21 protein-coding genes and 1 pseudogene are annotated in these 26,831 nt (G+C 63.5%); 3 read left to right on the forward strand and 19 right to left on the reverse strand.

Annotated features, from left to right (window positions below):
* Positions 1 to 13 precede the first annotated feature (13 nt).
* The 15 genes and pseudogenes from PMI35_RS27810 to PMI35_RS27740 form a co-directional block, all read right to left on the reverse strand.
* Positions 14 to 235 (reverse strand): annotated as a pseudogene (locus PMI35_RS27810) (type II secretion system protein); the annotation flags it as partial.
* Positions 236 to 237: 2 nt separating this feature from the next.
* Complete coding sequence (locus PMI35_RS27805; protein WP_008055553.1) at positions 238 to 2,070, reverse strand: secretin N-terminal domain-containing protein; 1,833 nt, start codon at positions 2,068 to 2,070, stop codon at positions 238 to 240.
* Positions 2,067 to 2,585 (reverse strand): hypothetical protein, encoded by a 519-nt coding sequence (locus PMI35_RS27800; RefSeq protein WP_008055554.1) that lies wholly within the window; start codon positions 2,583 to 2,585, stop codon positions 2,067 to 2,069. The genes PMI35_RS27805 and PMI35_RS27800 overlap by 4 nt, the downstream gene beginning before the upstream one ends.
* On the reverse strand, positions 2,585 to 3,133 hold the full coding sequence (locus PMI35_RS27795) for a GspMb/PilO family protein (RefSeq protein ID WP_008055555.1): 549 nt from the start codon (positions 3,131 to 3,133) through the stop codon (positions 2,585 to 2,587). Before PMI35_RS27795 ends, PMI35_RS27800 begins: the two co-directional genes overlap by 1 nt.
* Positions 3,120 to 3,665, reverse strand: coding sequence for a PilN domain-containing protein (locus tag PMI35_RS27790; RefSeq protein ID WP_008055556.1), 546 nt, complete (start codon positions 3,663 to 3,665; stop codon positions 3,120 to 3,122). Before PMI35_RS27790 ends, PMI35_RS27795 begins: the two co-directional genes overlap by 14 nt.
* A gap of 1 nt (position 3,666) precedes the next feature.
* On the reverse strand, positions 3,667 to 4,470 hold the full coding sequence (locus tag PMI35_RS27785; protein ID WP_008055557.1) for a hypothetical protein: 804 nt from the start codon (positions 4,468 to 4,470) through the stop codon (positions 3,667 to 3,669).
* Positions 4,451 to 6,157, reverse strand: a complete 1,707-nt coding sequence (locus PMI35_RS27780; protein WP_008055558.1) for a GspE/PulE family protein — start codon at positions 6,155 to 6,157, stop codon at positions 4,451 to 4,453. Before PMI35_RS27780 ends, PMI35_RS27785 begins: the two co-directional genes overlap by 20 nt.
* A gap of 84 nt (positions 6,158 to 6,241) precedes the next feature.
* Positions 6,242 to 6,775: a response regulator gene (locus PMI35_RS27775; protein WP_008055559.1), complete on the reverse strand. Its 534-nt coding sequence runs from the start codon at positions 6,773 to 6,775 to the stop codon at positions 6,242 to 6,244.
* A gap of 221 nt (positions 6,776 to 6,996) precedes the next feature.
* Positions 6,997 to 7,950, reverse strand: coding sequence for a peptidylprolyl isomerase (locus PMI35_RS27770; RefSeq protein ID WP_008055560.1), 954 nt, complete (start codon positions 7,948 to 7,950; stop codon positions 6,997 to 6,999).
* Between the two features lie 14 nt (positions 7,951 to 7,964).
* Positions 7,965 to 9,515, reverse strand: coding sequence for a cytochrome c/ABC transporter substrate-binding protein (locus PMI35_RS27765; protein ID WP_008055561.1), 1,551 nt, complete (start codon positions 9,513 to 9,515; stop codon positions 7,965 to 7,967).
* A 9-nt stretch (positions 9,516 to 9,524) separates the two neighbouring features.
* Positions 9,525 to 10,157, reverse strand: coding sequence for an SCO family protein (locus PMI35_RS27760; RefSeq protein WP_008055562.1), 633 nt, complete (start codon positions 10,155 to 10,157; stop codon positions 9,525 to 9,527).
* Positions 10,154 to 10,810, reverse strand: a complete 657-nt coding sequence (locus PMI35_RS27755) for an SCO family protein (RefSeq protein ID WP_008055563.1) — start codon at positions 10,808 to 10,810, stop codon at positions 10,154 to 10,156. Before PMI35_RS27755 ends, PMI35_RS27760 begins: the two co-directional genes overlap by 4 nt.
* Before the next feature lie 13 nt (positions 10,811 to 10,823).
* The gene (locus PMI35_RS27750) at positions 10,824 to 12,776 is read right to left on the reverse strand and encodes a YncE family protein (RefSeq protein ID WP_008055564.1); all 1,953 of its coding nucleotides are present in this window, start codon (positions 12,774 to 12,776) and stop codon (positions 10,824 to 10,826) included.
* Between the two features lie 152 nt (positions 12,777 to 12,928).
* Complete coding sequence (gene mnxG, locus PMI35_RS27745; RefSeq protein WP_008055565.1) at positions 12,929 to 18,775, reverse strand: manganese-oxidizing multicopper oxidase MnxG; 5,847 nt, start codon at positions 18,773 to 18,775, stop codon at positions 12,929 to 12,931.
* Between the two features lie 206 nt (positions 18,776 to 18,981).
* Positions 18,982 to 19,590 carry a lytic transglycosylase domain-containing protein gene (locus PMI35_RS27740; protein ID WP_008055566.1) on the reverse strand — a complete coding sequence of 203 codons (609 nt, stop codon included), beginning with the start codon at positions 19,588 to 19,590 and terminating at the stop codon, positions 18,982 to 18,984.
* Positions 19,591 to 19,797: 207 nt separating this feature from the next.
* Here PMI35_RS27740 and gspG point away from each other — a divergent pair, with 207 nt between their 5' ends.
* The 3 genes from gspG to PMI35_RS34820 all read left to right on the forward strand — a co-directional run bounded on the left by gspG (position 19,798) and on the right by PMI35_RS34820 (position 22,245).
* Positions 19,798 to 20,247 carry a type II secretion system major pseudopilin GspG gene (gene gspG / locus PMI35_RS27735; RefSeq protein WP_008055567.1) on the forward strand — a complete coding sequence of 150 codons (450 nt, stop codon included), beginning with the start codon at positions 19,798 to 19,800 and terminating at the stop codon, positions 20,245 to 20,247.
* Between the two features lie 14 nt (positions 20,248 to 20,261).
* Positions 20,262 to 21,449, forward strand: coding sequence for a type II secretion system F family protein (locus PMI35_RS27730; RefSeq protein ID WP_008055568.1), 1,188 nt, complete (start codon positions 20,262 to 20,264; stop codon positions 21,447 to 21,449).
* A 151-nt stretch (positions 21,450 to 21,600) separates the two neighbouring features.
* Entirely contained in the window at positions 21,601 to 22,245 is a 645-nt protein-coding gene (locus tag PMI35_RS34820; protein WP_008055569.1) for a hypothetical protein, read from the forward strand.
* Positions 22,246 to 22,344: 99 nt separating this feature from the next.
* Here the strand turns inward: PMI35_RS34820 and PMI35_RS27720 are convergent, their stop codons facing one another.
* From PMI35_RS27720 to PMI35_RS27705, 4 genes are all read right to left on the reverse strand, one after another.
* The gene (locus tag PMI35_RS27720) at positions 22,345 to 23,241 is read right to left on the reverse strand and encodes a LysR family transcriptional regulator (RefSeq protein WP_008055570.1); all 897 of its coding nucleotides are present in this window, start codon (positions 23,239 to 23,241) and stop codon (positions 22,345 to 22,347) included.
* A gap of 151 nt (positions 23,242 to 23,392) precedes the next feature.
* Complete coding sequence (gene ycaC / locus PMI35_RS27715) at positions 23,393 to 24,019, reverse strand: isochorismate family cysteine hydrolase YcaC (RefSeq protein ID WP_008055571.1); 627 nt, start codon at positions 24,017 to 24,019, stop codon at positions 23,393 to 23,395.
* Positions 24,020 to 24,089: 70 nt separating this feature from the next.
* Complete coding sequence (locus PMI35_RS27710; protein ID WP_008055572.1) at positions 24,090 to 25,928, reverse strand: amidohydrolase; 1,839 nt, start codon at positions 25,926 to 25,928, stop codon at positions 24,090 to 24,092.
* The gene (locus tag PMI35_RS27705) at positions 25,925 to 26,527 is read right to left on the reverse strand and encodes an antibiotic biosynthesis monooxygenase (protein ID WP_008055573.1); all 603 of its coding nucleotides are present in this window, start codon (positions 26,525 to 26,527) and stop codon (positions 25,925 to 25,927) included. The genes PMI35_RS27710 and PMI35_RS27705 overlap by 4 nt, the downstream gene beginning before the upstream one ends.
* Positions 26,528 to 26,831: the final 304 nt, after the last annotated feature.

The raw sequence follows: 26,831 nt of genomic DNA on the forward strand, positions 1-26,831 counted from the left end.
GGTTCGGCGGTTAGCCGCTGCTGTTGAGCGACTTCTCGATGTAACCGGCGTCGAAAGCGCGCTTGTAGGCGTCGATGGCATCGCGGATCTGGTACAGCGCAGTCCGCAGTTCCTGCTCTTTGCCCCGGCGCACCACGGTCTCGGTCAGCGGCGCGGCCATGCCGGCCAGCAGGCCGATCAGGGACAGCGTCACCACGACTTCGATCAAGGTAAAACCGCGTTGCGAGGCGTTCATGATCAAGGCTTCCCGACGGTGACGGTGGTAGCGATCGGTGCGTTCATGCCCCGTACTTTCACCTCTTCGACTTCGACCTTCGAGCGGTCCGGCGCCTGGATGTGCATGCTGGTTTCGGTGCCGGTGGGGAATTCCATGTCCGACGGGCTCTGGTACGGCAGGTTGCGCACGATCCGCGGTGTGATCGACAACACCAGCTCGGATTTGCTCACGTCGTCCTTGTTGCTGCCGAACAGGCGGCCCAGGCCAGGAATATCGCCAAGACCGGGAATCTTGTTGCCGGTGCTGCCATGGTCGTTGCGCATCAGGCCGGCGAGGATCTGTGTTTCGCCATCATGCAGGCGCAGGGTGGTCTGCGCGTTACGCGTATCGACCTGGACCGGAATCGTGCCCTGGCGGGTCGGTTCCAGTGGCGTGGCGTTGCTGACTTCCAGGGCCACCTTGATCGCCACTTCGTTGTTCAAGTGCACGGTGGGCTGCACTTCCAGTTTCAGACCGACATCGAGGTAAGTCACGCTTTCGGTGATCACCGGTCCCTGGGTCGAGGGTACCGACGTGGCGCTGATGATCGGCACGCGCTGGCCGATGTGGATGCGCGCCTGTTCGCGGTTGCTGACGCGGATCACCGGGCTGGCCAGGGTATTGATGTCCTTGTCCGCCGCGTTGATCTTGGCCTGTGGCGAGGGCTGGATGGTGATCCGGCTGGAGTTGATGCCCTTGAGCTGGTCGAGCACGCTGACCGCGGTACCGTCGCTGTTGATCACGCCGAAGGTGTTCGGCCATTGCAGGCCCAGGTCGAGGATCCGCTGGGTGGCGACTTCCATCACTTCCACTTCCAGCACTACTTCGGGGTTGGACTGATCCTGCGATTGCAGGAGTTTTTCCGCCATGCGCACGGCGTCGCCGGTGTCGCGCATGGTCAGGGTGTTGAGGCGTTCGTCGACGAACACATCGCGGGTCTTGAGCATGGTCTTGACCATGTTCAACGCGGTGTTGGCATCGATGCTGGTCAGGTAGAAGGTGCGCATCACCAGTTCCTGGTAATCCTTGAGCTTCTGCGGCGAGTCCGGGTAGATCAGCAGGGTGTTTTCGTTCACCACTTTCTGGTGCAGCTGGTTCTGTTGCAGCAGCAGTTCCACCGCGTCTTCGATGCGCACGTCACGCACGAAGATGGTGGCTTTCATGTCCGGGCGCAGGTCCTTGTCGAAGATGAAATTCAGGCCGGCGACCTGGGACAGCACTTCGAAGATGGTCTTGAGGTTGGCGTCGCGAAATTCCAGGGTCACCGGCTTGTCCAGCTTGGTGCGCAGTTGCGGATAGGCCACCACGTTGCGGCTCTGCACCAGGCGGATGTTGCCCTGCAGTTCCAGGGCGCCTTCGTTGGTGGGGTCCAGTTCGAGAATCTGCCTGACCTGACGTTCGGCGCCGTAGATGTCGCCGCGGCGCAGGTCGCCACGGGCCAGTTCGAGTTTTTCATCGAGGCTGCGCATGTGTTCGAGCTGGCGCAAGGCGTCCTGGGCGCGGCGGTTGTTCGGCTCGATGGTCAACACCCGGCCGTACCCCATGCGAGCGGACGCGAAATCACGCTGGGTGCGATCCATGTCGGCCTGGGTCAGCAGCGCTGTGATCGAACGGGCACGAGTGCTGTTGAGGGCAATGTGCAGTTCGGTGTCGCGAGGGTTTTCCCGCAGGCCCTCCTCGATCCGGGCCAGGCCGGCTTCGTACTGGCCCTGCTCGATCAGCTCAGAGGCTTCTTCCTTGGCAACCTGTGCCGAGCTGCAGGCAGCCAGCCCTGCGCAGATACACAGGCTCATCAGCAAACGGGATTTGTTCATTGCGCGCTCCCCACAGACAAGGTCTGGGACAAATGCAGAGGCAAATAGACCAGGCTCAGTTCCAGATCGGAAATGCCCTCGATCTTCCATGTTTCGTCGATTACATCCCCTTTACGCACGACGTAGATCTTTTCGCCGCTTTGCAAAAACACTTGCAGGTCGGTGCGGTCATGCATCCGGCCGATGAACTGGAACGGCATGGGCGGTGCAGTGGGGGCCTGCACCACCGGTGCAACGTTGACCGGTTGTTCGGTGACGCTGGCCAGGGTCGGTGCGGCCTTCCAGCTGCGCGCGGCGAACAGGTCGCCCGCCGGGCTCAGGTCCTTGATCGCCACAGGCGCGGCGGAAGCTTGCGCGGCTGGCGAAGCACCCCGATTCTTGCCTTTGGCCGGCGTACCCACGGCGGCCACTGCCACATCGCTGTCGTCGGCCTGCTTGAAGTAGTCGGGCAACCAGGTCAGCGCCGCAGCCACACCGAGGAACGCCACCCAACCCACTGCACGTTTGCTGTTCATCATGACCTCGACAGGTAAAGGGTCATGCGGATCCGTCCGTTAAGGTCGGTGTCGGCGATCTTCTTGCGTTGCAACTCCAGGTCTTCCACCACCACCGCCGGCAACTGGCCTAGCAAGGCGTGCATGAAGCGCCGCAGTTGCGGGTAGCTGCCGCGCACCGGCAACAGGATCTGATAGCGCGCCAGGTGGGTCTTGGGATCGATACCCAGTGAGTATTCGCCCCGGGACAGGGTGATGCGTTCCTGGGCGGCCAGCGCGTAGATCTTGTCGATGGCGATGGTGGCCTGGGGCTGGGTCGGCAGTTTGCTGCGGAAATCATCGAGCTGGCGTTGCGGCACGACTGGAGCGGCGATCGTGCCCTCCTCGACCTTGGCCAGGTATTCGCGGGCCTCACTGGTCTGCTGGCTCAGGTGCTGCAGCGCCTGCCAGTCCGGCAACAGGCCGAACAGGCCATAGGTCAATGCCAGCACCAGCATGGCCAGCCCCGCCAGGCCGGGCACGCCCAGGCTTTGCAGGTATTCGTGGACGATCAATCTAGGGATTTGCATCGCCAATCTCCCAGGTAGCCGATAAGTTGAATTGCACCGGGTGTTCCGGCACGTTGGCGACGATTTCGTGGCTGAGCAACGACACGTCGGAGAGCTCGTCGCTGGCTTCGAGGCGGCGGTGGAAGTCGAGCATGGCGTCCAGGTCGCGCGCCTCGGCGCTGATCCGCACCTGGCCCTTGCGGGCATCCGGGGTCAGGGTCAGCAAGGCGATGTTGTCCCGGGGCATGGCTTCCAGGGTGGCGAACAGGCGCTCCCAGGGCCGGCGCAACTGCTGCGACACCTTGCGCATCTCGGCCAGGTTCTGCGCCTGCTCGCGAGTTTCGGCCGGGGTCAGGCTGACCTTGCCGCCGGTGTCGCCGGTGAGCACGCGTTGGGTGGTTTGCAGATGACCTTGCTGTTGTTCGGCTTCCCCGCTCACCTGTTGTTGAATGACGATGCAGGTCAGCGCCAGCACCACGCCACCGGCCAGCAGGCTCCAGCCCAGGGGGCTTGAGCGACGGCGCGGCTGAAAGTCGAGCATCAGGGGGCGCATGTCAGGCCACCGTCCGGGACATGACGTACAGGCTGTCGCGTACGCTGGTCCGGCCTTCTTCAAGGGTGCGCAGCTGTACGCCTGGCACTTCAGGGTGCGAGTCGATGCGCGCTGGCGCATGCAGGTAGACGTTCAGCGGCCGTTCACTGCTGGACGCCTGCAACTGGCATTCGCGACCGACCAGCGCGCTCAGTGCGGCATCGCTGTCGCTGCTGCCCACCGAGCGCACCGCCGTCCAGCGACCTTCGCGGGCCAGCAACATCACGCTGCGCACCGGTTCAGCGACCACGAACAGGAAGTCGCCGGCGTCGAAGCTTTTGTCGAAGTGATTGAACGCCGCCATCAGGTACGGTTGCACCGAACGCAGGCGCAGGCCACGACCACTGACCAGGGCACGCAGGCGTTCGAGCAGGTCTTGCGGCAGTGCGCTGGCGATCCGGTCGCAACCGGCGGGTTCGGCCGAGAGCACCAGGTTCCAGGGTTGGTTCGCCGCCCCGTAGAGGTCTTCGAAGCACAGCTGGGCAAACCCGCGCAGTTCATCGGGGCTGCTGATCTGCTCGCTCCAGGGCACCAGGCAAAACCGGCTGAAGTGGCCGGAGACCACCACGGTCAACTCGGCACCGGCGCGGGCATGTTCGCCCAGCAGGCGGTCGAGGGTCTCCAGGGCAACCGTCCAGGCCATGAAACCTTCATCGATGAAGCCGACACTGCCCAGCCACAGGGTGTCGCCACCCTGACGCTGACCGAGGCCGACACCACTGGCGCCGAGCACGGCGACATAACGCTCACGAGATAAAAGTGACACGATTGATCTCCTCGAGAGTGGTCCGGCCTTGTTGCACCAGTTCAAGCGCCGATTCGCGCAGCAGGCGCAAACCACGTTTGCAGGCGTGGGCCTTGATTTTCGAAATGGGTTGGCGTTCAACGATCATTTGCCGCAGCTCGTCGTCCAGGTGCAGCAGCTCGGCAATCGCGCTACGGCCGCGGTAGCCGGTGCCACGGCAATGACCGCAGCCCTTGCCATGGACGAAGTGGTAATGCGCCACCTGTTGCGGATCGAGCCCCGAGGTTTCCAGCTCTTCTTCGCTCGGGGTGTATGCGCTGCTGCAACTGGCGCAGACCAGGCGGATCAGGCGCTGGGCCAGCACCGCATTGAGCGCGGACACCAGGCTGTAGGGGTCGATTTCCATCTGGGTGAAACGGCCGATCACGTCGAACACGTTGTTGGCGTGGATGGTGGTGAACACCAGGTGCCCGGTGAGTGCCGATTGCACGGCGATCTGGGCAGTGTCAGGGTCGCGGATCTCACCGACCATGATCTTGTCCGGGTCGTGGCGCAGGATCGAGCGCAGGCCGCGGGCGAAGGTCAGGCCTTTCTTTTCGTTGACCGGGATCTGCAGCACGCCGGGCAGCTGGTACTCCACCGGGTCTTCGATGGTGATGATCTTGTCCACGCCGTGGTTGATCTCGGTGATCATCGCGTACAGCGTGGTGGTCTTGCCGCTGCCGGTGGGGCCGGTGACCAGCACCATGCCGTAGGGTTCGGCAGCCAGGCGGCGCAGCTGGCGCAGGGTTTCCTCTTCAAAGCCCAGGGCCTGCAACTGCACGCCGCAGACCTTGTCGGCCAGGTCCTGTTTGTCGAGTACCCGCAGCACCGCGTCCTCGCCGAAAATGCTCGGCATGATCGACACCCGGAAGTCGATCTGCCGGCCGCTGATGCCGATCTTGAAGCGACCGTCCTGGGGCACGCGTTTTTCGCCGATGTCCAGTTCGGCCATGACCTTGACCCGGGAAATCACCTGCTCGGCGAACTCGCTGCCCTGGATCTTGCTGATGTTGTTGAGCACGCCATCGATGCGGTACTTGATCACCAGGCCGCTGCCGGTGGTGCCCAGGTGGATATCGCTGGCGTGCATTTTCAGCGCGTCGTAGAGGGTCGAGTTGACCAGCTTGACCACCACGCTCGAGTCTTCGCTGATGCTGGTCAGGGACAGGCTTTGCAGGGTGTCGATCTCGGTGTTGCCGTCAGCCTGGGCGTTGAGCGATTCCACTGCGTGGAAGCTCTCTTCGTGGCGCGCCAGGTAGGCTTTCAGGTCGTCGGCATGCACCAGGTACAGCGGCGCACCGTGCAGGCAGTCGTCGATCCAGGCCAGGCGGGCGCTGTCGAAGGGGTCGGCAAACACGCCGATGACCGCGTCGGCGTGACGCAGCAGGATGAATTCGCGCTTGAGGCATTGGGCCAGGGTGACCCGGTCGAACACCGGGGTGGCTTGAAACAGGCTGTCGGTGTCGAGCACCGGGTAATGCAGGGTTGCGCCCAGGCACTGGATGAAAGGCATGGGGGCCAGGTCGCACAGCACCGCGAGGGCTTCGAGCATGCGCTCGCCGGAGCTGCCGGCCCGGGAACGGGCCTGGGCCAATTGCTCACTGGAAAACCGGGTCGGTACACAATCCAGCGGTGGCACATCGACGACAAGGGTAAGACGATCCATGGCTTGCTCTCCAACACCCGGGGCTTAGAGCCCTGTCGGCGCGGCGAGCAATTGCGGCGGATGCCGGAACCTCTTGTCGCGCCATTACTCCCCGGTGAGCAATTGTTCGTCGTCTGGCGCTGTGGAGGCCGAGTTACTTCGTCGGCGATCTGCAAGCACCCAACTACCGTCGTACAACTGCAGCGGGAAACTTTCGGTCCTGCTCTGGCGTCGTTCGACAAAGCCTTCGCTACTGCTCACACCCGCTTTGGGTTCGCGCTGGCGCCCCAGAAGGTCAAGTACTGCTCGGGCCAGTTCCGCCAACGGAAACGGTTTGAACAGGATGTGGCTGACTCCCAGTTGCCGGGCCCTTTCGCAAACCTCTGCGGTGGGGTGCCCCGTGATCAGCACAAAATGACACTTCCTGTTCTGGCGGATGGCATCGAGCACCTCAAAGCCTTCCATATCGGGCAAGCGGTAATCGAACACCATCACATCGGGTGCGAAATCGCCTGCTTCAGCGATTCCTTGCGCACCGTCGTGAGCAATCCGGACTTCCAGCGCTTGCGCCTGCAGGTAACCCTGGAGGTTTTCAGCAAGCAGCTGTTCGTCGTCAACAACCAGTACTTTGTTCAACAAGGTGGACTCCTTGAAACCGCAGGTCCGAGTTCCGAACCTGGCGGAGTGCGCGCCTTGATAGGTCTAACGCACACTTCATGCCAGGCTGAGTGCCGGTAATTTTATGTATTCATGTCCTTGAATTTAAAAGCAATGCCTTTGCGTCCAGATGCCCCACCCCCCAAAAGCGGGGGAAAGCGAACGGATGCGCATCGACGCTTTCCCCCACAGTTGGGGAAAGCTCACTCGTCGTCAATCCGTTCGATCCGATTGCTTGCGCGCAGCTGCGCCAGGGCCTGCAGACGAGCCTTGACCTGTTTCTGTCGGGCAAGGTAAGCCCGAACCATGTCAAGTCCCTGCTCTTGTGTGACATCGGCAGCCTCCAATCGGTTCTGCAGCTGAATCAAATGCCAGCCAACCGCCGTGCGCACCGGTTCGCTGACTGCTCCGGGCGCCAGGGCAAAGGCCGCGGCTTCGAACTCCGGCAACATGCGCCCCCGGGTAAAGTACCCCAGATCGCCGCCTGCGCTGGCCGAAGCGTCTTCGGAACCGCTGCGGGCGACGCTGGCAAAATCGGCACCTTCACCAATCGTGGTGCGCATTGCCTCCAAGCGTAGTCTCGCGGCTTCGACTGTGGAAGCATCCGCACCCTGAGGCACTTTGATCAGGATATGCCTGACCTGGATCTCCTCGGGCCGGTTCATTTCGGCGCGGTGTTCCTGATAAAACGCCTGCACCTGCTGTTCGTCCGGCTCGCCGACCTTCGTGAGTTCGGCAAACATCTGTTGCGCCGCCAGATCACGGCGGGTGTACTCGATGTAGCCGGCCTCATCAAAACCTGCGTCTTCCAGGCGCCGGGCGAACACCTGGTCGCCCCCCATGGCCTGGCGGGTCTGGGCCACCTGGTCGTGCACCGTGGCATCGCTGACCACCACCCCGCGCTTGACCGCTTCCTGCCAGAGCAACTCCTTGTCGATCAGGGCGTCCAGCGCCGCCTTGCGCAGCTGTTTGTAGGCGCTGGGACTGCGAATACTGGCGACCGCGCGGCCCTGATCCTCCAGGTATTCGGCGAAATAACGCTCCAGGCGCAGCTGGGAAATTTCCTCGCCATTGACCCTCGCCACCGCCGGGCCATTGCTGCAAAACGCGGCGGGTACCCACAGGGTCAACAGCACCAATACAGTCGCAAGTTTCATCTTCGGCCTCCGGATCAGGGCATGGCGGCAATGGGTTTGTAGGGGGCGACCAGATAGAAGCGTTGGTCCGGCAGGTCCACGGTGACCACATGGGCGCCGTTCAGGCCCAGGCGTCGCCCCGGCCCGAAACTGATCAGCGGGGTCAGGCCGGTATCGAAGTCATGCAGGGCTTCCAGGGCGCTGATCAGTTTTTCCCGGCTGGCGTCGCGCCCCGCCTGTTTCATGCCCTCGCTGAGCAGCATCATCGAACTGTAGGCACCCACCTGCAGCACCGCGTGTTCGCCGCCGAGCTTCTGGCGCTCGCGCAGTTGCGTCAGGGCGGTGCGCCCGGTCATCGTCCAGTCGCTGGGCACGAACGGATAGGCCAGGAACACCCGCCGGGAAAAACCGCTGGGCACCTGCAGCAGATCGCCCGCCACCTGATTCGAGGCGGCGAACAGGTAAGGCACCTGGCCGGCGGTCTGCAAGCGCTCGGCCAGGCGACTGAAACCGCCACTGCTGCCCATGTAGAACACCGAGCGCGAACCCAGAGGCAACTCGTCCTGCGCCGACTCGTAGGGTTGCAGGCGCACTTTCTGCCAGTCGTTGTCCTGCAGGTACTGGGCAAGTTTCTCGGCTGCAAGGCGTTGGCCCGGCTCGTTCGGGTAGGCGATCAGCGTGGGGCCTTGCAGCACGCGCAGGCTGGTGGCGGCGTAGTTGGCCAGGGCGATCATCTGTTCGCGCAGCCCCGGCAGCGGTTCGAAAATCTGTCGGCTGGCCTGGGCCGTGCCCTGCAATGACAGCGGTCCGATTAGAGGCACGCCAGCCTGTTCCAGGCGCGGCGCCAGTTCGGCCTCCAGCGCCGGCACCAGCGGTGCGACCAGCGCGAACACCTGTTCCTGTTCGATCAACTGGTCGAGCGCGTGTTCGGCGCTGGCACGGTCGGGACCGGGGTCAAGGATGGTCAGGCGCACCTGCCGGCCATGAATCCCCCCGGATTCGTTGATCCGCGTCACGCTGCCCCTGAGCACTGCCGCCACGGTAAGGCCCTCCTCGCCCAGCACGCCGGTACTCGGCAGCAAGGTGCCCAGGTGCAGGCTGTCGGGGCTCAGGCCCGGATCGCGCTCATCGGCCAGGCGCTTGAGGTACGCCGTCAGGTTGCGTTGATCGCTCATCGACAGCACGAACCGCGGCATCGCCGCATCGAGCCGGTTGTTGCCCGGGTCGCGCCCCTCCTGGATCGCACGGGCCAACGTGCCCTCGGTGTAGGCCGGGTAGGCACGCCCGTTGACCTGCTGTTGACCGTAGGTGCTGGTCAGCCGCGACCAGCTCAAATCCGGCGGCCGCACCCCGCCTTCCGGGCGCCCCAGGCCATCGCTGCCGTGGCAGTTGGCGCACGGCAGGCTGGTGGCCGGCAGCAGCATGCCCGCCGCCCCGATCCGGGCCATGATCGGCTCACCGCTGGCCGATACACCTTCGCGGTACAGGCGTTTGCCGGCGCTTTCGCTGGGCGTCAGCGATAACGCCTGGGCGCTCAGGCTGAGGCTACCCAGGATAAGCAGGCCGAGGATCAGGGCATTTTTCATGGCCCGGACTCAACGGCCGGCCACGGGCATTGCCAGCAACTGCAAGCGCTGGGCAATGGCGGCGGCCGGGGCATCGGGACGGATCTTGCTCCAGCGCTTGTTCGCCACGTCGCCGACGATCAACTGGGTGGAGTGTTGCTCGGGGGACGGTATGACCTGGCCGATACGTCCCAGGACCAGGTCCATTTGCGCTTTGTCGCCGGTAAGAAAAAGCCAGTGGGGCTCATCGACGCCCTGCTTCAAGGTGTAAGCCTTGAGTACCGCCGGGGTGTCCCGCAGCGGATCACTGGTAAGGGAGATAAAGGTGATGCCGTCCGCCTTGTCGCCCAGCACTTCGCGCACTTGCTTGAGTTTCTGGGTGATCAGGGGGCAGGCATCGGTGCAACTGGTGAAAATCACATTGAGCAGCACCACGCGGTTGTGCAGCGCGTCGCTGTAGAAACGCAGGGTATTGCCGTTCTGGTCCTGCAACGGCGTGTCGGTGAACCAGGTCTTGGCATCGCGGGTGCCACCGGCCGGCTGTGCGGCGGCTGCCACCGTGGCGGAGGCAGGCGCCGCTTGCTCATGCCCTTCATGGGCCAAGGCCAGGGAGCTTGCGAGGCAGGAGCAGAGGCTCAGGGCGATCCAGTCGAGAAGTCTCATGGCTGATGCTCCATGGCGATGGCGGTGTGTTTGGCGTGGGCGTTGCGTTCACCGCTGAGCTTCTCCACTTGCCGGGTCAATACGCCCGGGTCGGTGAAGCCGTAGTAGCGGGTCCAGTGGCGGCTGTTGCCGTCCCCCACCAGGATCAGCGGCGCATGATTCTTGAAGTCGCCACTGAAGCTGCCCAGGCCCTTGAGGGTTTCGTTGACCGAGTACGTTGAGCCGGTCAACCAGCTCCAGCCCGGGCCGTTCTGGAACGTGCGGGCATATTCGTTAAGGCGCTTGGCGTCGTCGCGCTGCGGATCGATGCTGATCGACACCAGTTGCACCTCGGTGCCGACCCGTGCCCCCAGCTGTTTTTGCACCTTGCCCATGATCGAGGACACCACCGGGCAGACCGTGGTGCAACTGGTGTAGATAAAGCTCATGACCACGATCTTGTCGGCCACCAGGTCTTTTTCCAGGCGTACGCTTTTGCCGTTCTGGTCCACCAGCGCGACGTCGGCGAACTTGACCTGGGCGGTCTCGGAGCTGGCGCTCTTGGCCGCCATGGTGTGGCCGGCATGTTCATCGGCCGAGTGGGCCAGGGCCTGGCCGATGCTGGCGGCCAACAGGCAGAGTGTCAGCAGTCCGTGATGTGCGAATCGGTTCATGTCGATGTCCTCTTCAATGAGCTTGGCCGGGTGTCACCCGAACGCTGGCAAAAGTCTGGTCGTCGAAACTTGCGCCCAGGGACGCCGCACGCACGTGCAGGTACCAGGCGCCTTTCTGGTCAAGGGTGACCGGGGCTTCATAGATGCCGTTGCCGACGTCCAGTGCCGCGACGTACTGCGGCCGTGAACTGGGCGCCAGGAAGTAGCGCACCTGCACGTCCTTGACCCCGCTGCGCCGGGCTTTCTGCTTGCCCTGGACGATGCGGAAGCGCACGACATAAGGGCTGCCCAGGGCGGCCGTGGTCTTATCGAGCATGAACTCGACTTTCGGCACGCCGGCGACGGGGCCGAGCTTGTTGTTCGGCTCAACCACGGCGCTGAAGCAATGGATGATGTTGGGCTGGTTGAGCAGGAACGCCACGTCGAAGCGCCCCGCCGCCGGCAGCTTGATCCGCGCGCTGTACAGCCCCGGCTCGACTTCGCGCAGGCTGCGGTCGATGACCAGTGCCGCCCGTGCCACTTGCCCGCGGTTGGGGTAGCCGGACATCGGCGCGTTCATGCCTTCGGCGTAGAAGTAGGTGGTGTTGTCCACCGGGTTGACCACGAACACCGCGTTGTCGTCCCGCGACACTGCCAGGCTCGACGCCAGTGGCAGGTCACCGGCCAGCCGCGGCGGTTGTGTTCCGGCTTCGAAGCCCTGGCTGATCGGCTTGCGACCTTCACCGAGGGACGCCAGGTTGATCATCGTCACCTTGGCCGAGGCCAGGCCGCGCACATAGGCATAGGCCTTGGTGAACACCACTTGATAGGGTTCGGCGGACACGTCCAGTTCATGGATCAGCGAATCGGTGGCCGCGTCGATCACCGCCGCCTGGTTCTCCAGGGTATTGAGCACGATGCCGAAACGGCCGTCGGCGCTGAAGCCCATCGGGCCGAGGCCCTGCTTGATCTTGATCACCCGCCGCACCGACTGGTTCGCGGCGTCGACCACGGTGACCGTGCCGTCCTTGCCATCGGCCACATAGGCCGCGCCGGACAGTGGCGAGTACACCACCGACAGCGGGTGCGAACCGGTCTTGAGCTGCTTGACGATGGTCAAGGTGGCGACATCGATGAGGCTGACCGTGCCGTCGTCGCGGTTGGTGACAAAGGCGAAGCGGCTGTCCTTGCTGAAGGCGATTTCGTGGTGGCCGCTGCCGGTCGCCAGGTGCTTGAGGGTCTTGAGGCTGGCGGTGTCGATCACCGTGACCCCGGAGAGCTCGGCCGACGGGGCATTGTTGCCGACCCACAGCAGGCGTTCGTCCGGTTGCAAGGCCACGCGCACCGGGTGGCTGCCGGCGGCCACCGAGTCGAGCAACTTGAATTGCTCACTGTCGATCACCGCGACTTCGCCGGCCGTCGGCATCGACACGAAAACCCGCTTGTTGTCCCGGGGGGTGACCCAATCCATCGGCGGTTGCTTGATATCGATGCGGGTCATGGTGCTGGTGATGCCACCCACCGAGACGGACGGGTCGACCACCGAGACGCTGGCATCGCGGTTCATCACCATCAGGAAGTAGCTGTTGAGATCGAGCAGCGGCCGTGCGCCGATACTCGATTTGAGGAACACCCCGACCCGGGCCTTGCAGCTCTGTTCGCGGCCCTGGGCCTGGTCGGCGGCGACGGTTTCGGGGTCGATCCAGGCACCGGGGGCGACGCCCGCCAAGGGTTGGCCCGAGGCCTTGTCGGTGACTTTGAAGCGCACGTCGGCAAATTCGCCCTCGCGCAACACGCCGCCTTCGGTCAGCGGCCGCACCTCAAGCGCCACCGACACGCCGTCACGCTCAAGCGTCTGGCCGGTCCAGGTGTCGGGTAGCGCGATGTCGCTGAGCTGGGTCGGTGGCGACGTGCGCCACACCCCGAGCCAGATCAGCGCTACCCCGACGACCAGGGCAACGCTGGCGATTTTGATGGTCCTGTTCATGTCACATCTCCCCTTCAGATCTATGCCTGCTGCACCACCCCCCTGTGGGAGCGAGCCTGCTCGCGAAGAGGCCTGCACATCCAGAACTGATGTGTCTGACACTCCGCCTTCGCGAGCAGGCTCGCTCCTACAGGTATTGCGTTGTTTCCTGCCTACGGCACCGGCGCCGGTTCCGGGTCATTGGTCACCCGCAACAGCCCCCACAACCCGGAGGTGTTGCCGTAGGCGCCGTAGTCGCGGAACAGGTAGTCACCCGGTATCGCGTTGACCCCACCGGCGCTTGGCATCATGAAACTGAAGTGCGCTGCCGGCAGGACGCTCTCGCGGGCGCCGATGTACATCGACATCGGGTTGTAGCCGAACTTCACCGAACCCACGCCCGGGGTGCCCATTGGATAGCCACCGGTATCGCTCTTCTCGGCCAGGAACGGGTTGGTCGACCAGACGTGACCGTCAAGCTGGAAGGTCGTACCGCGACTGCCGCCGGTAGGCATCAGGATGTGCGTGCGGAACGGCTGCCCCGGCTTGGCGTACAGCACCGGTGTTTGCGGATCGCCACCCACCAGCGCATTGCTGTAGGCCATGTGCGCATTCGCCATGTCGCCGTAGCCCGCGCCGTCGGCATGGCCGAAAGGTGCATCCGGGGCCAGGCCGAAGCGGTACCACATCGGTTCGGTCTTGTAGTTGATGGCCATGCTCGAGTTGTCCTGCGGATCGGTCGGCACGCCGAACCCTTCCGCGGCAATCCCTTCCACCGGCCGCCCATTGGCCCAGCGAGTGTTCAAGGCCTTTTGCCAGACCATCGCAAAGTCGCGGTAGCTGGTTTGCCCAGGGGCGGTGACGGTTGCATTGACCTTGCGCGTGTCGTCGACCCAGGTGGCGCCCATCGGCAGGATGCTCATCGCCCCGGCCAGGCCTTTTTGCGACTGCTTGATCACGTCCGCCGGGGTGATGTTCAAGCCGCCGAACTCGATCGCCGTGGCATTGATGTTGTCGACATTGCGCCCCAGTTGCGTGATCGGCTTGCCTTCACGCTCCAGGTGCCCGGCGTAGTACTGATAGGTACGGGTCGGGTAGACCCCGCTGCTACCGACACGCGGTGGCACGGTCTGGGTCGGGTTGGTGCCGATGTTGGTGCCGTCGGATTTGGTGATGTCGTACGCCAGCAGTTGCGCGTGCAGACCCACGTGGCTCGACGGCCGCATCAGGTTGTTGCTGAAGGTGGTCGAACCACTGCCGTTGTTGCGATCACGTTTGACCATGCCTTGCATCACCGCTGTCTGGGTCAGGTCTGGCATGACGCTCGGCAGACGGTTTTCCAGGGTGATGTTGATGCAGTCACCGGCCGCTGCGCGCAGCACCAGGGGTTCGACAGGCACACCGGGTTTGAGCTTGCCGGTGGCCGGGTCGAGATCGGCCTTGCGCACATACAGGATCGCGGTCGGGTCATGCAGCGGCCCGCTTTGCCCGCCGATGGTGATGGTTTCACCGTCTTCAGGGTCGGTCACGGTGACCTGTGGAATGCTCACGGTACGCGAGTTGAGCACCAGGGTACCGCCGGCCGGATTCAGCGGCCCGCCCACATGCATGCCGAGGCCCGCCGGGTCACCGATGGTCAAGCCCAGCGGATTGCCGAGGATGTCGTTGGCCAGCGCCGCGACCACTTCATAGTTGCGTTGCGGGGTCGGCCGGGTGCCGATGCCGTTGGGGTTGGCGCCGATTCGCGGGCAAACGCCGTCGAAGGCCACGGTGTTGCGCATACCGGTCGGCTTGGCGTTGTTGGGCAGCGCGAACAGATCGCTGCGTTGCGCCGTGTAGTTGCGCATCACGCCCCAGATCCCGCTCCAGTAACCCTCGATCGAAGCGTCCATCGAGTACAGGTAGTCACCGGTGGTGGCGGCCGAACTGGACAGCATCGAGACCGGTGCAATGAAGCCCATCTGCTCGGAGATGCCGATCATCTGCGACGCGCGCCAGCCGGAGTTGGAGCTGTTGCCGAAACCGGAACCGCTTTGCAGCCACTTCACGCCGTGCAGGGTGACGTTGTGCTCCTCTTCGTGACCGCCGGCATGCACCCGCAGCCGCACGTTGTCGCCGGTGTAGGTGCGCAGCATCGGGGTGAACGGGTCGCCTGGTTCGGCGCCGCCCTTGTTGATGTGCGGCGGGAACAGCGTGGTGCCGCCGGTTGGGCCGGTGGCCGCGGTGATCAGGTTCGGCGCCAGGTTCATCGCCGGGATCGCACGGTCGGTACGGCTTTGCATGGCGTACGCCAGGTCGCCGCCCAGGCCGTCGGCCTGCATGCCGCGCTTGCCGTCCGGGCCGACCTTGTACGGGTCATACACCCGCAGGGCCAGCGGTTCGTTGCGGTAATTGACCACGAACATGCCCGGGTCATCGACCGAGATGGCTTGTGGGCATGGCCGGCTCGGGCAGCCGGGCACCATGCCGCCCTGCACTTCGATAATGCCGTCGAGCAGGGTACTGGCGTTGTTACGCACGGGCGGGTTGATCGCGTAGCGGAAGCTGTCGGCGGTGGCCGGGAAGCTTTGCGCATTCGGTTTACCGTCAGGCCCGGCGCCCACGTACACACCGGCTTCATAGGCGTGCTGGAAGTCGCTGTATTCGAGGAAGAACTCACGGAAGCTGTCGTTCTTGCCATCGCCATCCAGGTCACCGGTGGAAATCACCGCTTGCCACGAAGTCGGCCCACCGTCCTGGCGCGCGCCGCTGTACAACGGCTCGCCGGTTTCAGCGTGGAACCAGGTGGAGCCGGCAGGTTCTGCCAGCACGGTGGCGTAGAGGCCGATCTGTTGGTGCGTCGATGGGCCGAGGTGGTCGTGGGTAAAGATGGTGCCCAGGCCACGGTCGACGCCTTTGGCGTTGACCACCGGGTCGACGAACCAGCGCTGCATCGCCGTCCGCGCACCGACCCAGTCGGCCCGGCCGTATTGGCCGAAGTACGGGTGGTTCTTGGCTTTCGGGCAGGCCGGCGTGCCATCGCGTGGGTCGCTGCCCTGGCACTGGTTGAACTCGCGGATGGCGTGGATGCGTTCTTGCACCGCACCTGGGGAGAGTACGCCGTCTTCGTAGTTCCAGCCGTTGGACGAACCATCGGCAGACACCAGGTCCCACTTCGGCAGGTGAATGTGCTGGCCGATCACGTCGGTCGGCGTGCGCACCTGATAGTCGTCCATCTCATAGGTGGCCGGCACCAGGTTGGTTTGCTGGTACTGCACGCAGTCGAAGGTGTTCATGCGCATCACCAGGGGCTCTGGCGGACGCTGCTTGGTGATCACAGGCCAAGCGTCTTCCCAGAGCGCCAGGATGCGCGCTTGCGGGAAGTGGTAGCCGACCTTGTTGTACACCGCGTCGAACTGGATGTTGGCCGCCTTGTAGATGCGCGGACGGTCGGCGGTGAAGCTCGAGGAGCCGATGAACGACATGCCGTCGAGCCGCTCGCCACTGATGAACTCACCGGTGCCGGCGCTGCTGCTCAGGCGTTTCTGCCGGTCGTCCATGCACGGTTCGTAGAACGGCGCACCGGCCATCGGCAAGGCGCCGTTGGTGCGGAAGGCCCGTGCGACGATTTGATTGCCCGGCAGCAGGGCGAAGCTTGGGTGGTCCTTTTTGGCGTGGAATGCCATGGCCGCCTGCTCGACCTCGGTGCCCTCTTCCGGCAGATAAATCGGCTTGGCGCGGGTCACCGTCTTGGAGAAATCCAGCGACGTGGTAATGGTCTCGGCCTCGCCACCGGCAGAGACGCCGTCCAGCGAATGGCGCCCCAGGCCACCGTCCCAGCCACCGGACTGCGCCGGGTCAAGGTTGGCCCACAGGGCTTTGCCGGTCGCTTTCAAGGCCTGCGCCGTGGCGGCGTCGAGCATGTCCAGCGGCGGGGTCGGTGGGCGTTGGCCAACCGAGCTTTCCATGCCGCCGATCCAGAATGGATAGCCTGGGTTTTTCAGCGTGCCATCGGCGTTGCGGTTGGCTTCGCTGCGATCCACCAGCGCCAGGGAACCGATGGCCTGGGCGCCACCGCTGCCGCCATGGTGCTCGCCGTCATCATCGTCTTCTTCATCATCATCGTCATCGTCATCGTTGTGGGCGGCCACCAGGGTCTCGCCGATTTTCGGTACGACCGCGACTTTGCCTGGCATCGGTGCCATGGCTTTGCCAGGCAGCGGCACCACCGCCGGGATCGGCGTACCGGCAACGATCTCGCCATCAGGTAAGGCCCGTGCACCCGCGGCGGGTTTACCGCTGCGCAGGGCATAAGGCTCGCTATGGAAACCGTCGGAGCCTTGTTGTGAGACTTCGAGTTTGGTGCCCTCTTCAAACACATCGTGTACCCGCCACATGGCCCACATGCCCTGGGCGAAGTGCGGGTAGAAGTGGCAGTGATAGATCGCATCCCCCGCTACCCGGTTGCGGTTGCCCGAACCGCCGTTGGCGATTTCATAGGTGTAGCCGGCACCCGGGCCGATGCCCTGGGCGTCCACATAGTCGGAGTTGTCATCGTTGGGGTTGAACAGCCACTGATGCCCGTGCAGGTGGAAGATGTGCTGCTCGTGGCCGTTGTGGGTGTTGCGGAATTTGACGAAGTCACCGATGTAGCTGTGGTTGACGTTGGACGGCTCGGACGGATACAGAGCCATGGTCGCCTTGACGCCCACCTGATCGGCGTTCGGGGTCTGCCCCGGGGTGATGCCTTCCAGGCCGGCGTTAGCCGGTACGTCCACCAGCATCGCGACGTCGCCGACGGTGTGGGAGCTGAGGAAGAATTCTTCGTAGGCGCAGGACAGGCAATCGTGCATCGGGCCTACGCCGAGACGGTTCGCCACCACTTCAGCCCCCATGCCGCCAGAGCCATAGTTGATCATGAACGAATCGCGGGTCGGCTCCAGCACGTGGGCCATCACCGGGTCCGCCCAGTAGGCCGGGAAGGCTTGGGTGGCGGCAGTTTCATCCTGGAATTGCGAGGCGAAATCGCGGAACGGCTCCAGACGATTGGGCAGTGCCGGGTTGCGTTTGCCCACGGCTTCCAGCGGATAGGTCGAGGGCGGGAAACTGCCATCGGCGTTGCTGCCCATGACGATCGCGTCACTTTCGCTGGAAATGATTTCATTGCCGTCGACCATGTTGATGATCGGCGTGCCGGCCTTGCCTTCACGGACCCATGGCTCGCGTTGCGGGTAACGCGCCTGGTAATCGACGATCGGCTGGCCGGCCGGGGTACGCCCGGTGGTGGCCAGGCGCATTTCTTCTTCGGTCACGGTATTGCGGTAAGTGCGACCGCCCTTGGGCACCACCACGACCTGGCCGAACAAACCGTTGGCCACGTTGCCGGCCGCCCCTTCGCCACCGAAGGTTGCGCCACGGCTGCTGACGGCGAAAACCCCTTCACGCTCGGCGTACAGGGTGTAGGAACGGCTGGCACCCGGTGCGATCAGGCTATTGGCATTGCGACCGGTGAACGAGGCGATGTCATCGATGCTGTTGACCGCTTGCATGCCGTTGACCTGGAAACCGACATGACGGTCGGCGACTTGCTCGTCGACCTTGAAGTTTTCGTTGTTGCCGATTTCGATGCCTTCTTCCTCGCCCTCCTCCTCTTCTTCGCCACCGTCATGGGAACCGGGGTTGGCCTGGTAGGCCAGCAGGTTCTGCAGATTGATGGTCAGGCAGTCGCCGGCGGCCACCCGCAGCACCAGCGGACGCGGACGCTTGTCGGGACGCAGCGAAACCTTGCCCGGTACCGCCGCTCCGCCCTGGGCCAGCGAAATGTCATGGTCATCGACCACATCGCGGCGCAGGGCGAACATCATGCCGTTGACGTTCTGCGCACCGAGGCGGTTGAACATCAGCGGCTGGTCGAGCGTCACGACGTTGGCCACCAGGTTGCGTTCACAACGCGCGGCAGCCTCGGCCAGCTCGACGCCAAGCATGGAAGCTGCGAACAGCAGGAAACTGAGCAGGGGTGGAGCGTGGAATATGCCGGTCATGATCACGGGCCTCGCTGTGGGCGCTCACAGGGAATAATTCTCGACAAAACCCCTAGAGCAATCTGTATGCCATAAAAAATTTATCGGTTTTTCAAACAGTTACAGTCGCCACTTAATTCATCGGGGGATATTCCCCATTTATTCCCCACTTTTTTGCCGGGGCCACCATGCCCCAATGTTGGGGAAACCCGCCCCAGGCTGTGCGGTCACAACGGGGCATCCGCTGCCAGCCCCTGCAAACGCCGGTACTGGCGCAGCACGCTGGGCACATAACGCTGGGTTTCGGCGAACGGCGGGATCACGCCGCCACGGCTGAGCACCGCTTGGGGGCCGGCGTTGTAGGCGGCCACGGCGAGGGCGATGTCGTTGTCGAACATGGTCATCAGGCGCTTGAGATATTTGGCCCCGCCCTGGATGTTGGCCTTGGGGTCGTAGACGTTTTTCACGCCCAACTCCCGGGCGGTATCGGGCATCAGCTGCATCAGCCCGCCCGCGCCCTGGGGTGATACGGCGCTGGCGTCGTAGCTGGATTCGGCCTGGATCACCGCGTGCAGCAGCGCCGCCGGCAACTGGTTGTCCGTGGCCGCCTTTGATACCAGTTCGGCATAGGGCCTGGCGGCGATCATCTGCGGCTGCTGATCGAGGCTGGCCACCTTCGCTTCGACATCACGGACCACCCGTTCGTACTGGCGTCCGGGGCGATGGACATTGGACAAGACGAAGTCGCCCTTGGCGTCCCTGGAAACGAACACATCGGCCTGCGCTGTGCCTGCCAGCAGCATCACGCCGAGCAGTCCTGTGGTGAGAGTTTTCATTGTTCTACCTCCCGTGACCGGCCCCCGAAAAATGGGGGTTATGCCCCAATGGCCGGTCGTGTATCAGCCATACGCAAGCACTGTGCCGAAAGCGCAAGCGGCCGTAATACGGGGGTTGCAGGAGGATGCCCGGCGCTTGACCGGGCCTGTGCATGGCAATTGCATAAGCCTTTGTCGCGACCCTTCTGCCGACTGTGTGAGGTCATCATGAAACAGCGTCTGCGTTTCGCCCCGCGTGCTTTTGCCCTTCGAGCCGAGCGCGGGTTCACATTGCTTGAACTGTTGGTGGTGCTGGTGGTGCTGGGGCTGTTGGCCGGCATCGTCGCGCCGAAGTACTTCGCGCAACTGGGCCGCTCCGAAGTGAAGGTGGCCAAGGCGCAAATAGAAGGCCTGGGCAAGGCCCTGGACCTGTACCGCCTGGAGGTCGGCCATTACCCGTCGACCGAGCAGGGTTTGCAGGCACTGGTCACCGCCCCCAGCGACGAAACCCGCTGGACCGGCCCTTACTTGCAGAAAAAACTGCCGCAGGACCCGTGGGGCCGTAACTACACCTACCGCTACCCTGGGGAAAACGGCGAGTACGACCTGCTGTCCATGGGCAAGGACGGCCAACCCGGCGGCGAAGGCGAAAACGCCGAAGTCACCAGCTGGCAATGACGGGAATGGCGACCATGCGTTTTCACCTCAAGGCGGTAGGCAAGGCCGGTGTGGTTTCAATGACCGTCGAGGCGCCGGGCGACAGCGAAGCCCGGCGCATCGCCGAAGACCAGGGGCTGCGTGTGGTCAGCCTGCACGCCGAGAGGCACTGGCGGGCACTGCGCCTCAAGCAGCGCGAGACCTTCAACCTGGTGCTGTTCAGCCAGGAACTGACCACCCTGCTCAATGCCGGCCTGCCGTTGATCGATGCGCTGGAAAGCCTGGCGGAAAAAGAGAATGCGCCACAGGCGCGCAAGACCCTGAGTGAACTGGTGCGCCTGCTGTATGAGGGCAAATCGTTTTCCCAGGCCTTGGCCCAACTGTCGGCGGTGTTCCCGCCGCTGTACGTGGCATTGGTCCAGTCCAGCGAGAAAACCGGTGCCGTGGGCGATGCGCTGGGGCGATACGTCAGCTATCGCCAGCGCATGGACGAGGTTCGCCAGAAGATCGTCAGCGCGTCGATCTACCCCCTGCTGTTGCTGGTGGTGGGCGGTGGCGTGGTGCTCTTCCTGATGGGGTATGTGGTGCCGCGCTTCAGCCTGGTGTTCGAAGGGCTGGGGTCGAACCTGCCGTGGCTGTCGCAGATCCTGATGAGCAGCGGCATGTTCCTGCACGCCCACCAGGGCGAATTCTTCGGCGCTCTGGCGACGATCGTCATCGCCCTCGCCTTCCTCCAGCGCCAACCGGCCTTTCGTCGGGGCCTGGACCGCCTGATCGAAAAACTCCCGGCGGTGCACCAGCGCATCTTCATGTACGAACTGGCGCGCTTCTACCGTTCCCTGGGGATTCTGCTGCAAGGCGGCATACCGCTCGTCACCGCCATGGGCATGGTCCGCAACCTGCTCACCCCGGCCTCCCGATTGCGCCTGGACCAGGCCTGCGAACGGGTGCGCGAGGGGCAATCGTTGTCGACGGCGCTGGAACTCAACCACCTGGTGACCCCGGTGTCCCTGCGCCTGCTGCGCGCCGGCGAGCAGTCCGGCAACCTCGGGCAGATGATGGAGCGCAGTGCCGACTTCTACGACGAAGAAATCAGCCGCTGGATCGAATGGTTCGTGCGCCTGTTCGAACCCTTGCTCATGACCTTCATCGGCCTGCTGATCGGGGTGATCGTGATTTTGATGTACATCCCGATTTTCGAGCTGGCTTCAAGCATCCACTGACGCCTCTGGAGCGGGCCTGCGCGGGATGCCGCAGGTTTTTTTCAACATCACAACGAATAAAGCCGCACCTTGGCGTGTTTACCCACTGAATATGGCAGCACGTTGCAATGTTCATCAACGTTCCAACTTGAATTAGAAGACGGAGAACGACATGCACATCAACAAGCTATTACTGGCAGTAGCGATTGGCGCGATCTTATCGGCGTCTACCGTCCTGATTCCGGACAGCCTCTCCGGGGTATCGAGCGCTCAGGCGAAAGAAGGTGGAAGTGGCGGTGGCGGTGGCGGCCACGGTGGTGGGGGCGGCGGTGGCGGTCACGGTGGTGGCGGCGGCAGTGGTGGCGGCGGCGGCGGTCACGGTGGTGGCAGCGGCGGTGGTGGCGGAGGCAACGGTGGTGGCCACGGCGGCGGTGGTGGCAGCGGCGGTGGCAGCGGCGGTGGTAATGGCGGTGGCCACGGCGGCAATAGCGCCGGCAGCGGTCATAGCGGCAGCGACCATGCTTCCGGGCATTCCGGCAGCACAGCCTCGAACTCCGGGCGCAGCGGCACCCATGCCGAACCGGGTGACGACCATGGCGTGCATCAGGCCGGGCATGACGACAATGGGGTTCACCGCTCCGGCGAAGTAGGCGACGACCACGGCGTGCACCGCTCCGGCGAGGTAGGCGACGACCACGGCGTGCACCGCGCCGGCGAAGTGGGTGACGATCGCGGCCTGCATGCCGCTGGCGAGCCAGGTGACGATCGTGGCGTTCACGTCGGTGGCGAACCGGGCGACGACAAACGCGTCAACTGACCTGCGAAACCCATTGTAGGAGCGAGCTTGCTCGCGAAGGCGGAGTGTCAGGCGATATCAATATCGAATGTCATGACGCCTTCGCGAGCAAGCTCGCTCCTACAAGGGATTGTGCGAATCGTCCAGGCGCTCGCGCAAAAACTCGATCAACGCCTGCACCGGTCGCGAGGACTGACGATGTTGCGGATACACCGCCGATAACGTCAGCGGTTGCGGTCGAAACTCATCCAGCACCGCCACCAACCGCCCATCCTTCAGTGCCGAACCGACGATAAACGTCGGCAAATAGGTAATCCCCATCCCGGCCATCGCCGCGTCCTTGAGCAACTCGCCATTGTTGACCCGCATCCGTCCCGTGACGTTGACCATCAGCGGTTTGCCCTGCCCTTCGAAGCGCCATTGCACCTGACGCCCGTGGCCATATGGCAGGCAGTCATGCTGGTGCAAATCTTCGGGTTTGAGCGGCGTGCCACGCTCCACCAGGTAATCCGGACTTGCGCAATAGACACGCTGGATCGAGGCGATGCGCCGCGCGATCAGCGTCGAGTCCTCTAATACTCCGATGCGCAGTGCCAGGTCATAGCCTTCGCCGAGCAGATCCACCGGACGATCGCTCAAGTCCACTTCCACCGTGACATCTCGATAGCGCTGCAAAAACTGCGGCAGCAGGCACCCCAGGTGCGCCAGCGCAAACGACAGCGGCGCGCTCACGCGCAGGGTGCCGCGCGGCTCGGTGGTCTGCCCGGCGATGCCCTGCTCCACCTGCTCGACTTCACCCAGCAAGCGCAAGGCCGATTCGTAGTAACTCTGCCCCAATGGCGTGACATCCAGCCGCCGGGTCGAGCGATTGAGCAGTCGCACGCCCAGTCGCTCTTCGAGTTGCATCAAGCGTCGGCTGACAAACTGCTTGGACAGCCCCAGTTGATCGGCGGCGGCGGTGAAGCTGCCGGAGTCCATCACCTGGCAAAAAATTCGCATATCTTCGAACGGATTCATTGTCATGCCTTTGGTTGACAGTCAGGCACTTTATAGCGACTTCTCTTCCTTTTGGTGCACAAAGCAAAAGATCGCAGCCTACGGCAGCTCCTACAGGTACGCGTTTCTCTGTAGGAGCTGCCGCAGGCTGCGATCTTTTCAGCCTTACGACTTACTTCGAAGTGAAGGTCGTGTAGCTGTTGATCAGGTTGCGGTAGTTCGGCAGGCGTTCGGACAGCAGGTTGGCCAAGCCTTCCATGTCGTTGCGCCAGTCGCCTTGCAGCTCGCAGGCCACGGAGAACCAGTTCAGCAGATGCGCACCGGCGGCCGACATACGGGCCCAGGCAGCCTGCTGCACGGTGGTGTTGAAGGTGCCGGAAGCGTCCGTCACCACGAACACTTCAAAACCTTCGGCAATGGCCGACAGGGTCGGGAACGCCACGCACACGTCTGTTACCACACCGGCGATGATCAGTTGCTTGCGACCGGTGGCCTTCACGGCCTTGACGAAGTCTTCGTTGTCCCAGGCGTTGATCTGGCCTGGACGGGCAATGAACGGCGCCTCGGGGAATTGTGCCTTGAGCTCCGGCACGATCGGACCATTTGGCCCTTTGTCGAAACTGGTGGTGAGGATGGTCGGCAGCTTGAAGAACTTGGCGATGTCGCCCAGGGCCAGCACGTTGTTCTTGAATTCGTTGGGCGAGAAATCCTGCACCAGCGAGATCAGGCCGGTCTGGTGATCGACCAGCAGCACAACAGCATCATCTTTGTTCAAGCGAGAGTACGGAACGTTGCTCATGAAAAAACTCCTTGGTGGATGGTTGTCGCTTGTGGCGCCTGGCCAGGAGGCCGGCGCTTATTGGTATTCGTCAGAAGGCAAAGCACGAGCAGCCGAAGGCGCCCCAGAAACCGGCGAAATCACTGACCGGCGCATTCGACAGGCGTGCCCGCTCATGGCTGTGGGAATGCACCGCACACGGCCCGCTGCACTGGTGAACCTGGGCCTGCAACGGCGAATTCGGCCGCCAATGGCCCGGGACTTTCACCACCGGCGACCAGTCCGGCAGCACCGGTACGCTCGCTGGCCCAAGCTTCTCGAAATCACCGGCGGCGTACACCACCTTGCCGCCGACCACGGTCAGCACCGACTCGATCCATTTGATCGCTTCTTCGTCGACGCTGAAAAAGTCCGCGCTCAATGCCGCCACGTCCGCCAGCTGCCCGACCTTGATCTGGCCTTTCTTGCCCTGCTCGGAGGAGAACCAGGCGCTGCCGTGGGTGAACAGCTCCAGCGCGGTCTGCCGCGACAGGCCCTCGGCGTGCAACGCCAGGCCACCGACGGTGCGACCGCTGACCATCCAGTACAGCGAGGTCCAGGGGTTGTAGCTCGATACCCGCGTGGCATCGGTACCGGCACCGACCGGCACGCCTTCGGCCAACATGCGCTGGATCGGCGGCGTGGCTTCGGCCGCCTTGGCGCCGTAGCGCTCGACGAAATATTCGCCCTGGAACGCCATGCGATCCTGAATCGCGATGCCGCCACCCAACGCCCTCACCCGCTCGATGTTCCGCGGGGTGATGGTTTCGGCATGGTCGAAGAACCACGGCAACCCGTTGAACGGAATGTCACGGTTGACCTTCTCGAACACGTCGAGCATGCGGCTGATGGATTCGTCGTAGGTGGCGTGCAAACGGAACGGCCAGCGCTGCTCGACCAGATGGCGCACCACCGGCTCCAGTTCGTCTTCCATGCTTTGTGGCAGGTCCGGGCGCGGTTCGAGGAAGTCCTCGAAATCCGCCGCCGAGAACACCAGCATTTCCCCGGCGCCGTTGTGCCGCAGGTAGTCGTCGCCCTGATGCAACTTGACGCTGCCGGTCCAGTTCTGGAAATCCGCCAGCTCTTCCTTGGGCTTCTGGGTAAACAGGTTGTAGGCGATGCGAATGGTCAGCTGCTGGTCCCTGGCCAACTGCTCGATCACCTGGTAGTCGTCCGGATAATTCTGGAAACCACCACCGGCATCGATGGCGCTGGTCAGGCCCAGGCGATTGAGTTCGCGCATGAACTGGCGCGTCGAGTTGACCTGATACTCCAGCGGCAACTTCGGCCCCTTGGCCAGGGTCGAGTACAGGATCATCGCGTTGGGGCGCGCCACCAGCATGCCGGTGGGGTTGCCATTGGCGTCACGCACGATCTCGCCACCCGGCGGGTTCGGCGTGTCGCGAGTGTAGCCGGCCACGCGCAAGGCCGCGCGGTTGAGCAAGGCGCGGTCGTACAGGTGCAGGACAAACACCGGGGTGTCCGGCGCGGCCTGGTTGAGTTCTTCGAGGGTCGGCATGCGCTTTTCAGCGAACTGGAATTCGTTCCAGCCCCCCACCACCCGCACCCATTGCGGCGTGGGTGTGCGGTCGGCCTGCTCCTTGAGCATGCGCAGCGCATCGGCCAGCGACGGCACGCCTTCCCAGCGCAACTCGAGGTTGTAGTTCAGGCCGCCACGGATCAGGTGCAGGTGCGAGTCGTTGAGGCCGGGAATCACGCAACGGCCCTTGAGGTCGATCACTTGCGTGCCCGAGCCGCGCAACGCCATGGCTTCGGCATCGCTGCCGACCGCGACAAAGCGGCCATCACGGATGGCTACCGCAGTGGCGTGTGGGTTCTCACGGTCGACGGTATGAAATTGGCCATTGAACAGAATCAGATCGGCGTTCATCGCGTTTCCTTGGGCGAAGTGGATGAAGACAGCCAGGGCGCGAACAAGCGCGTCGCCATCGGCATGAACAGGTACACCACCGACAGCACGATGGTCAGGGTGATCAGGAAGGTCGCGACCACGTAATGGGAGAGGAAGGCGTTGAGTTGCAACAACGGCCCCCAGAGCAATGGCACCAGCAAAGTGTGCGGCAGGATCACCAACAACGTGACCACGGCCTGCTTCCAGCGCGGCGCCGGCGAGCCCGACTCGGCCTGCGGGGTAAACCAGAATTCGTTGAGCGGATTGACCTCGGTCTGGTCACCGTCGGCCAGCATCGGCGTGGCCTCCTTGACCAGCGCCTGGCGTTGCGACGAATCGAGCCAGCGCTGCATCGCGTCGGTGGAGCAAAAGCGCAAGACGCAGGTGTACATATCGAGGCCGGCATTCTTGCCGCGCATCACGTCCACACCCAGGTGCCCCTCCTGCTGTCCGGCGACACTGACAATGTTGCGCAGCCAGGCTTCGTAGGGCACTTCAAAACCGGCCTTGACCCGGTGTTTGATGACCAGGGTCACGACCTCCTCGAAAGGCGAGTCGGGCACGTTGGAATCAGGCATGACGCGGGGCTCCGGCGAGACAATATTGGGGGGCGAACAAACAACCGCGGGGATTGATCGCCGGTATTGGGTTGGATAGTGCCGGGGCGGGGAAGGAAAAAATTGGATGTACGTGCTGTTTTTGCGGGGGGACGCGTTGCCACGGAACAGCATGGGGCGTTGTGGGAGCGAGCTTGCTCGCGATGGTGGAGTGTCAGTTGATATTGCTGTTGAATGACGAACCGCCTTCGCGAGCAGGCTCGCTCCCACACTGGGTCTGTATACATCTGCAGGAAACAGGTCGGCTTGAAGGCCGCCTTCGCTG

This window comes from Pseudomonas sp. GM78 (assembly GCF_000282475.1).
Lineage (GTDB): Bacteria > Pseudomonadota > Gammaproteobacteria > Pseudomonadales > Pseudomonadaceae > Aquipseudomonas.

Bases quoted from the DNA above. Each gene is read 5' to 3' on its own strand.
- PMI35_RS27805 (WP_008055553.1), bottom strand. From the start codon at position 2,070: ATGAACAAATCCCGTTTGCTGATGAGCCTGTGTATCTGCGCAGGGCTG.
- PMI35_RS27800 (WP_008055554.1), bottom strand. From the start codon at position 2,585: ATGAACAGCAAACGTGCAGTGGGTTGGGTGGCGTTCCTCGGTGTGGCT.
- PMI35_RS27795 (WP_008055555.1), bottom strand. From the start codon at position 3,133: ATGCAAATCCCTAGATTGATCGTCCACGAATACCTGCAAAGCCTGGGC.
- PMI35_RS27790 (WP_008055556.1), bottom strand. From the start codon at position 3,665: ATGCGCCCCCTGATGCTCGACTTTCAGCCGCGCCGTCGCTCAAGCCCC.
- PMI35_RS27780 (WP_008055558.1), bottom strand. From the start codon at position 6,157: ATGGATCGTCTTACCCTTGTCGTCGATGTGCCACCGCTGGATTGTGTA.
- PMI35_RS27770 (WP_008055560.1), bottom strand. From the start codon at position 7,950: ATGAAACTTGCGACTGTATTGGTGCTGTTGACCCTGTGGGTACCCGCC.
- PMI35_RS27765 (WP_008055561.1), bottom strand. From the start codon at position 9,515: ATGAAAAATGCCCTGATCCTCGGCCTGCTTATCCTGGGTAGCCTCAGC.
- PMI35_RS27760 (WP_008055562.1), bottom strand. From the start codon at position 10,157: ATGAGACTTCTCGACTGGATCGCCCTGAGCCTCTGCTCCTGCCTCGCA.
- PMI35_RS27755 (WP_008055563.1), bottom strand. From the start codon at position 10,810: ATGAACCGATTCGCACATCACGGACTGCTGACACTCTGCCTGTTGGCC.
- PMI35_RS27750 (WP_008055564.1), bottom strand. From the start codon at position 12,776: ATGAACAGGACCATCAAAATCGCCAGCGTTGCCCTGGTCGTCGGGGTA.
- mnxG (WP_008055565.1), bottom strand. From the start codon at position 18,775: ATGACCGGCATATTCCACGCTCCACCCCTGCTCAGTTTCCTGCTGTTC.
- PMI35_RS27740 (WP_008055566.1), bottom strand. From the start codon at position 19,590: ATGAAAACTCTCACCACAGGACTGCTCGGCGTGATGCTGCTGGCAGGC.
- gspG (WP_008055567.1), top strand. From the start codon at position 19,798: ATGAAACAGCGTCTGCGTTTCGCCCCGCGTGCTTTTGCCCTTCGAGCC.
- PMI35_RS27730 (WP_008055568.1), top strand. From the start codon at position 20,262: ATGCGTTTTCACCTCAAGGCGGTAGGCAAGGCCGGTGTGGTTTCAATG.
- PMI35_RS34820 (WP_008055569.1), top strand. From the start codon at position 21,601: ATGCACATCAACAAGCTATTACTGGCAGTAGCGATTGGCGCGATCTTA.
- PMI35_RS27720 (WP_008055570.1), bottom strand. From the start codon at position 23,241: ATGAATCCGTTCGAAGATATGCGAATTTTTTGCCAGGTGATGGACTCC.
- ycaC (WP_008055571.1), bottom strand. From the start codon at position 24,019: ATGAGCAACGTTCCGTACTCTCGCTTGAACAAAGATGATGCTGTTGTG.
- PMI35_RS27710 (WP_008055572.1), bottom strand. From the start codon at position 25,928: ATGAACGCCGATCTGATTCTGTTCAATGGCCAATTTCATACCGTCGAC.
- PMI35_RS27705 (WP_008055573.1), bottom strand. From the start codon at position 26,527: ATGCCTGATTCCAACGTGCCCGACTCGCCTTTCGAGGAGGTCGTGACC.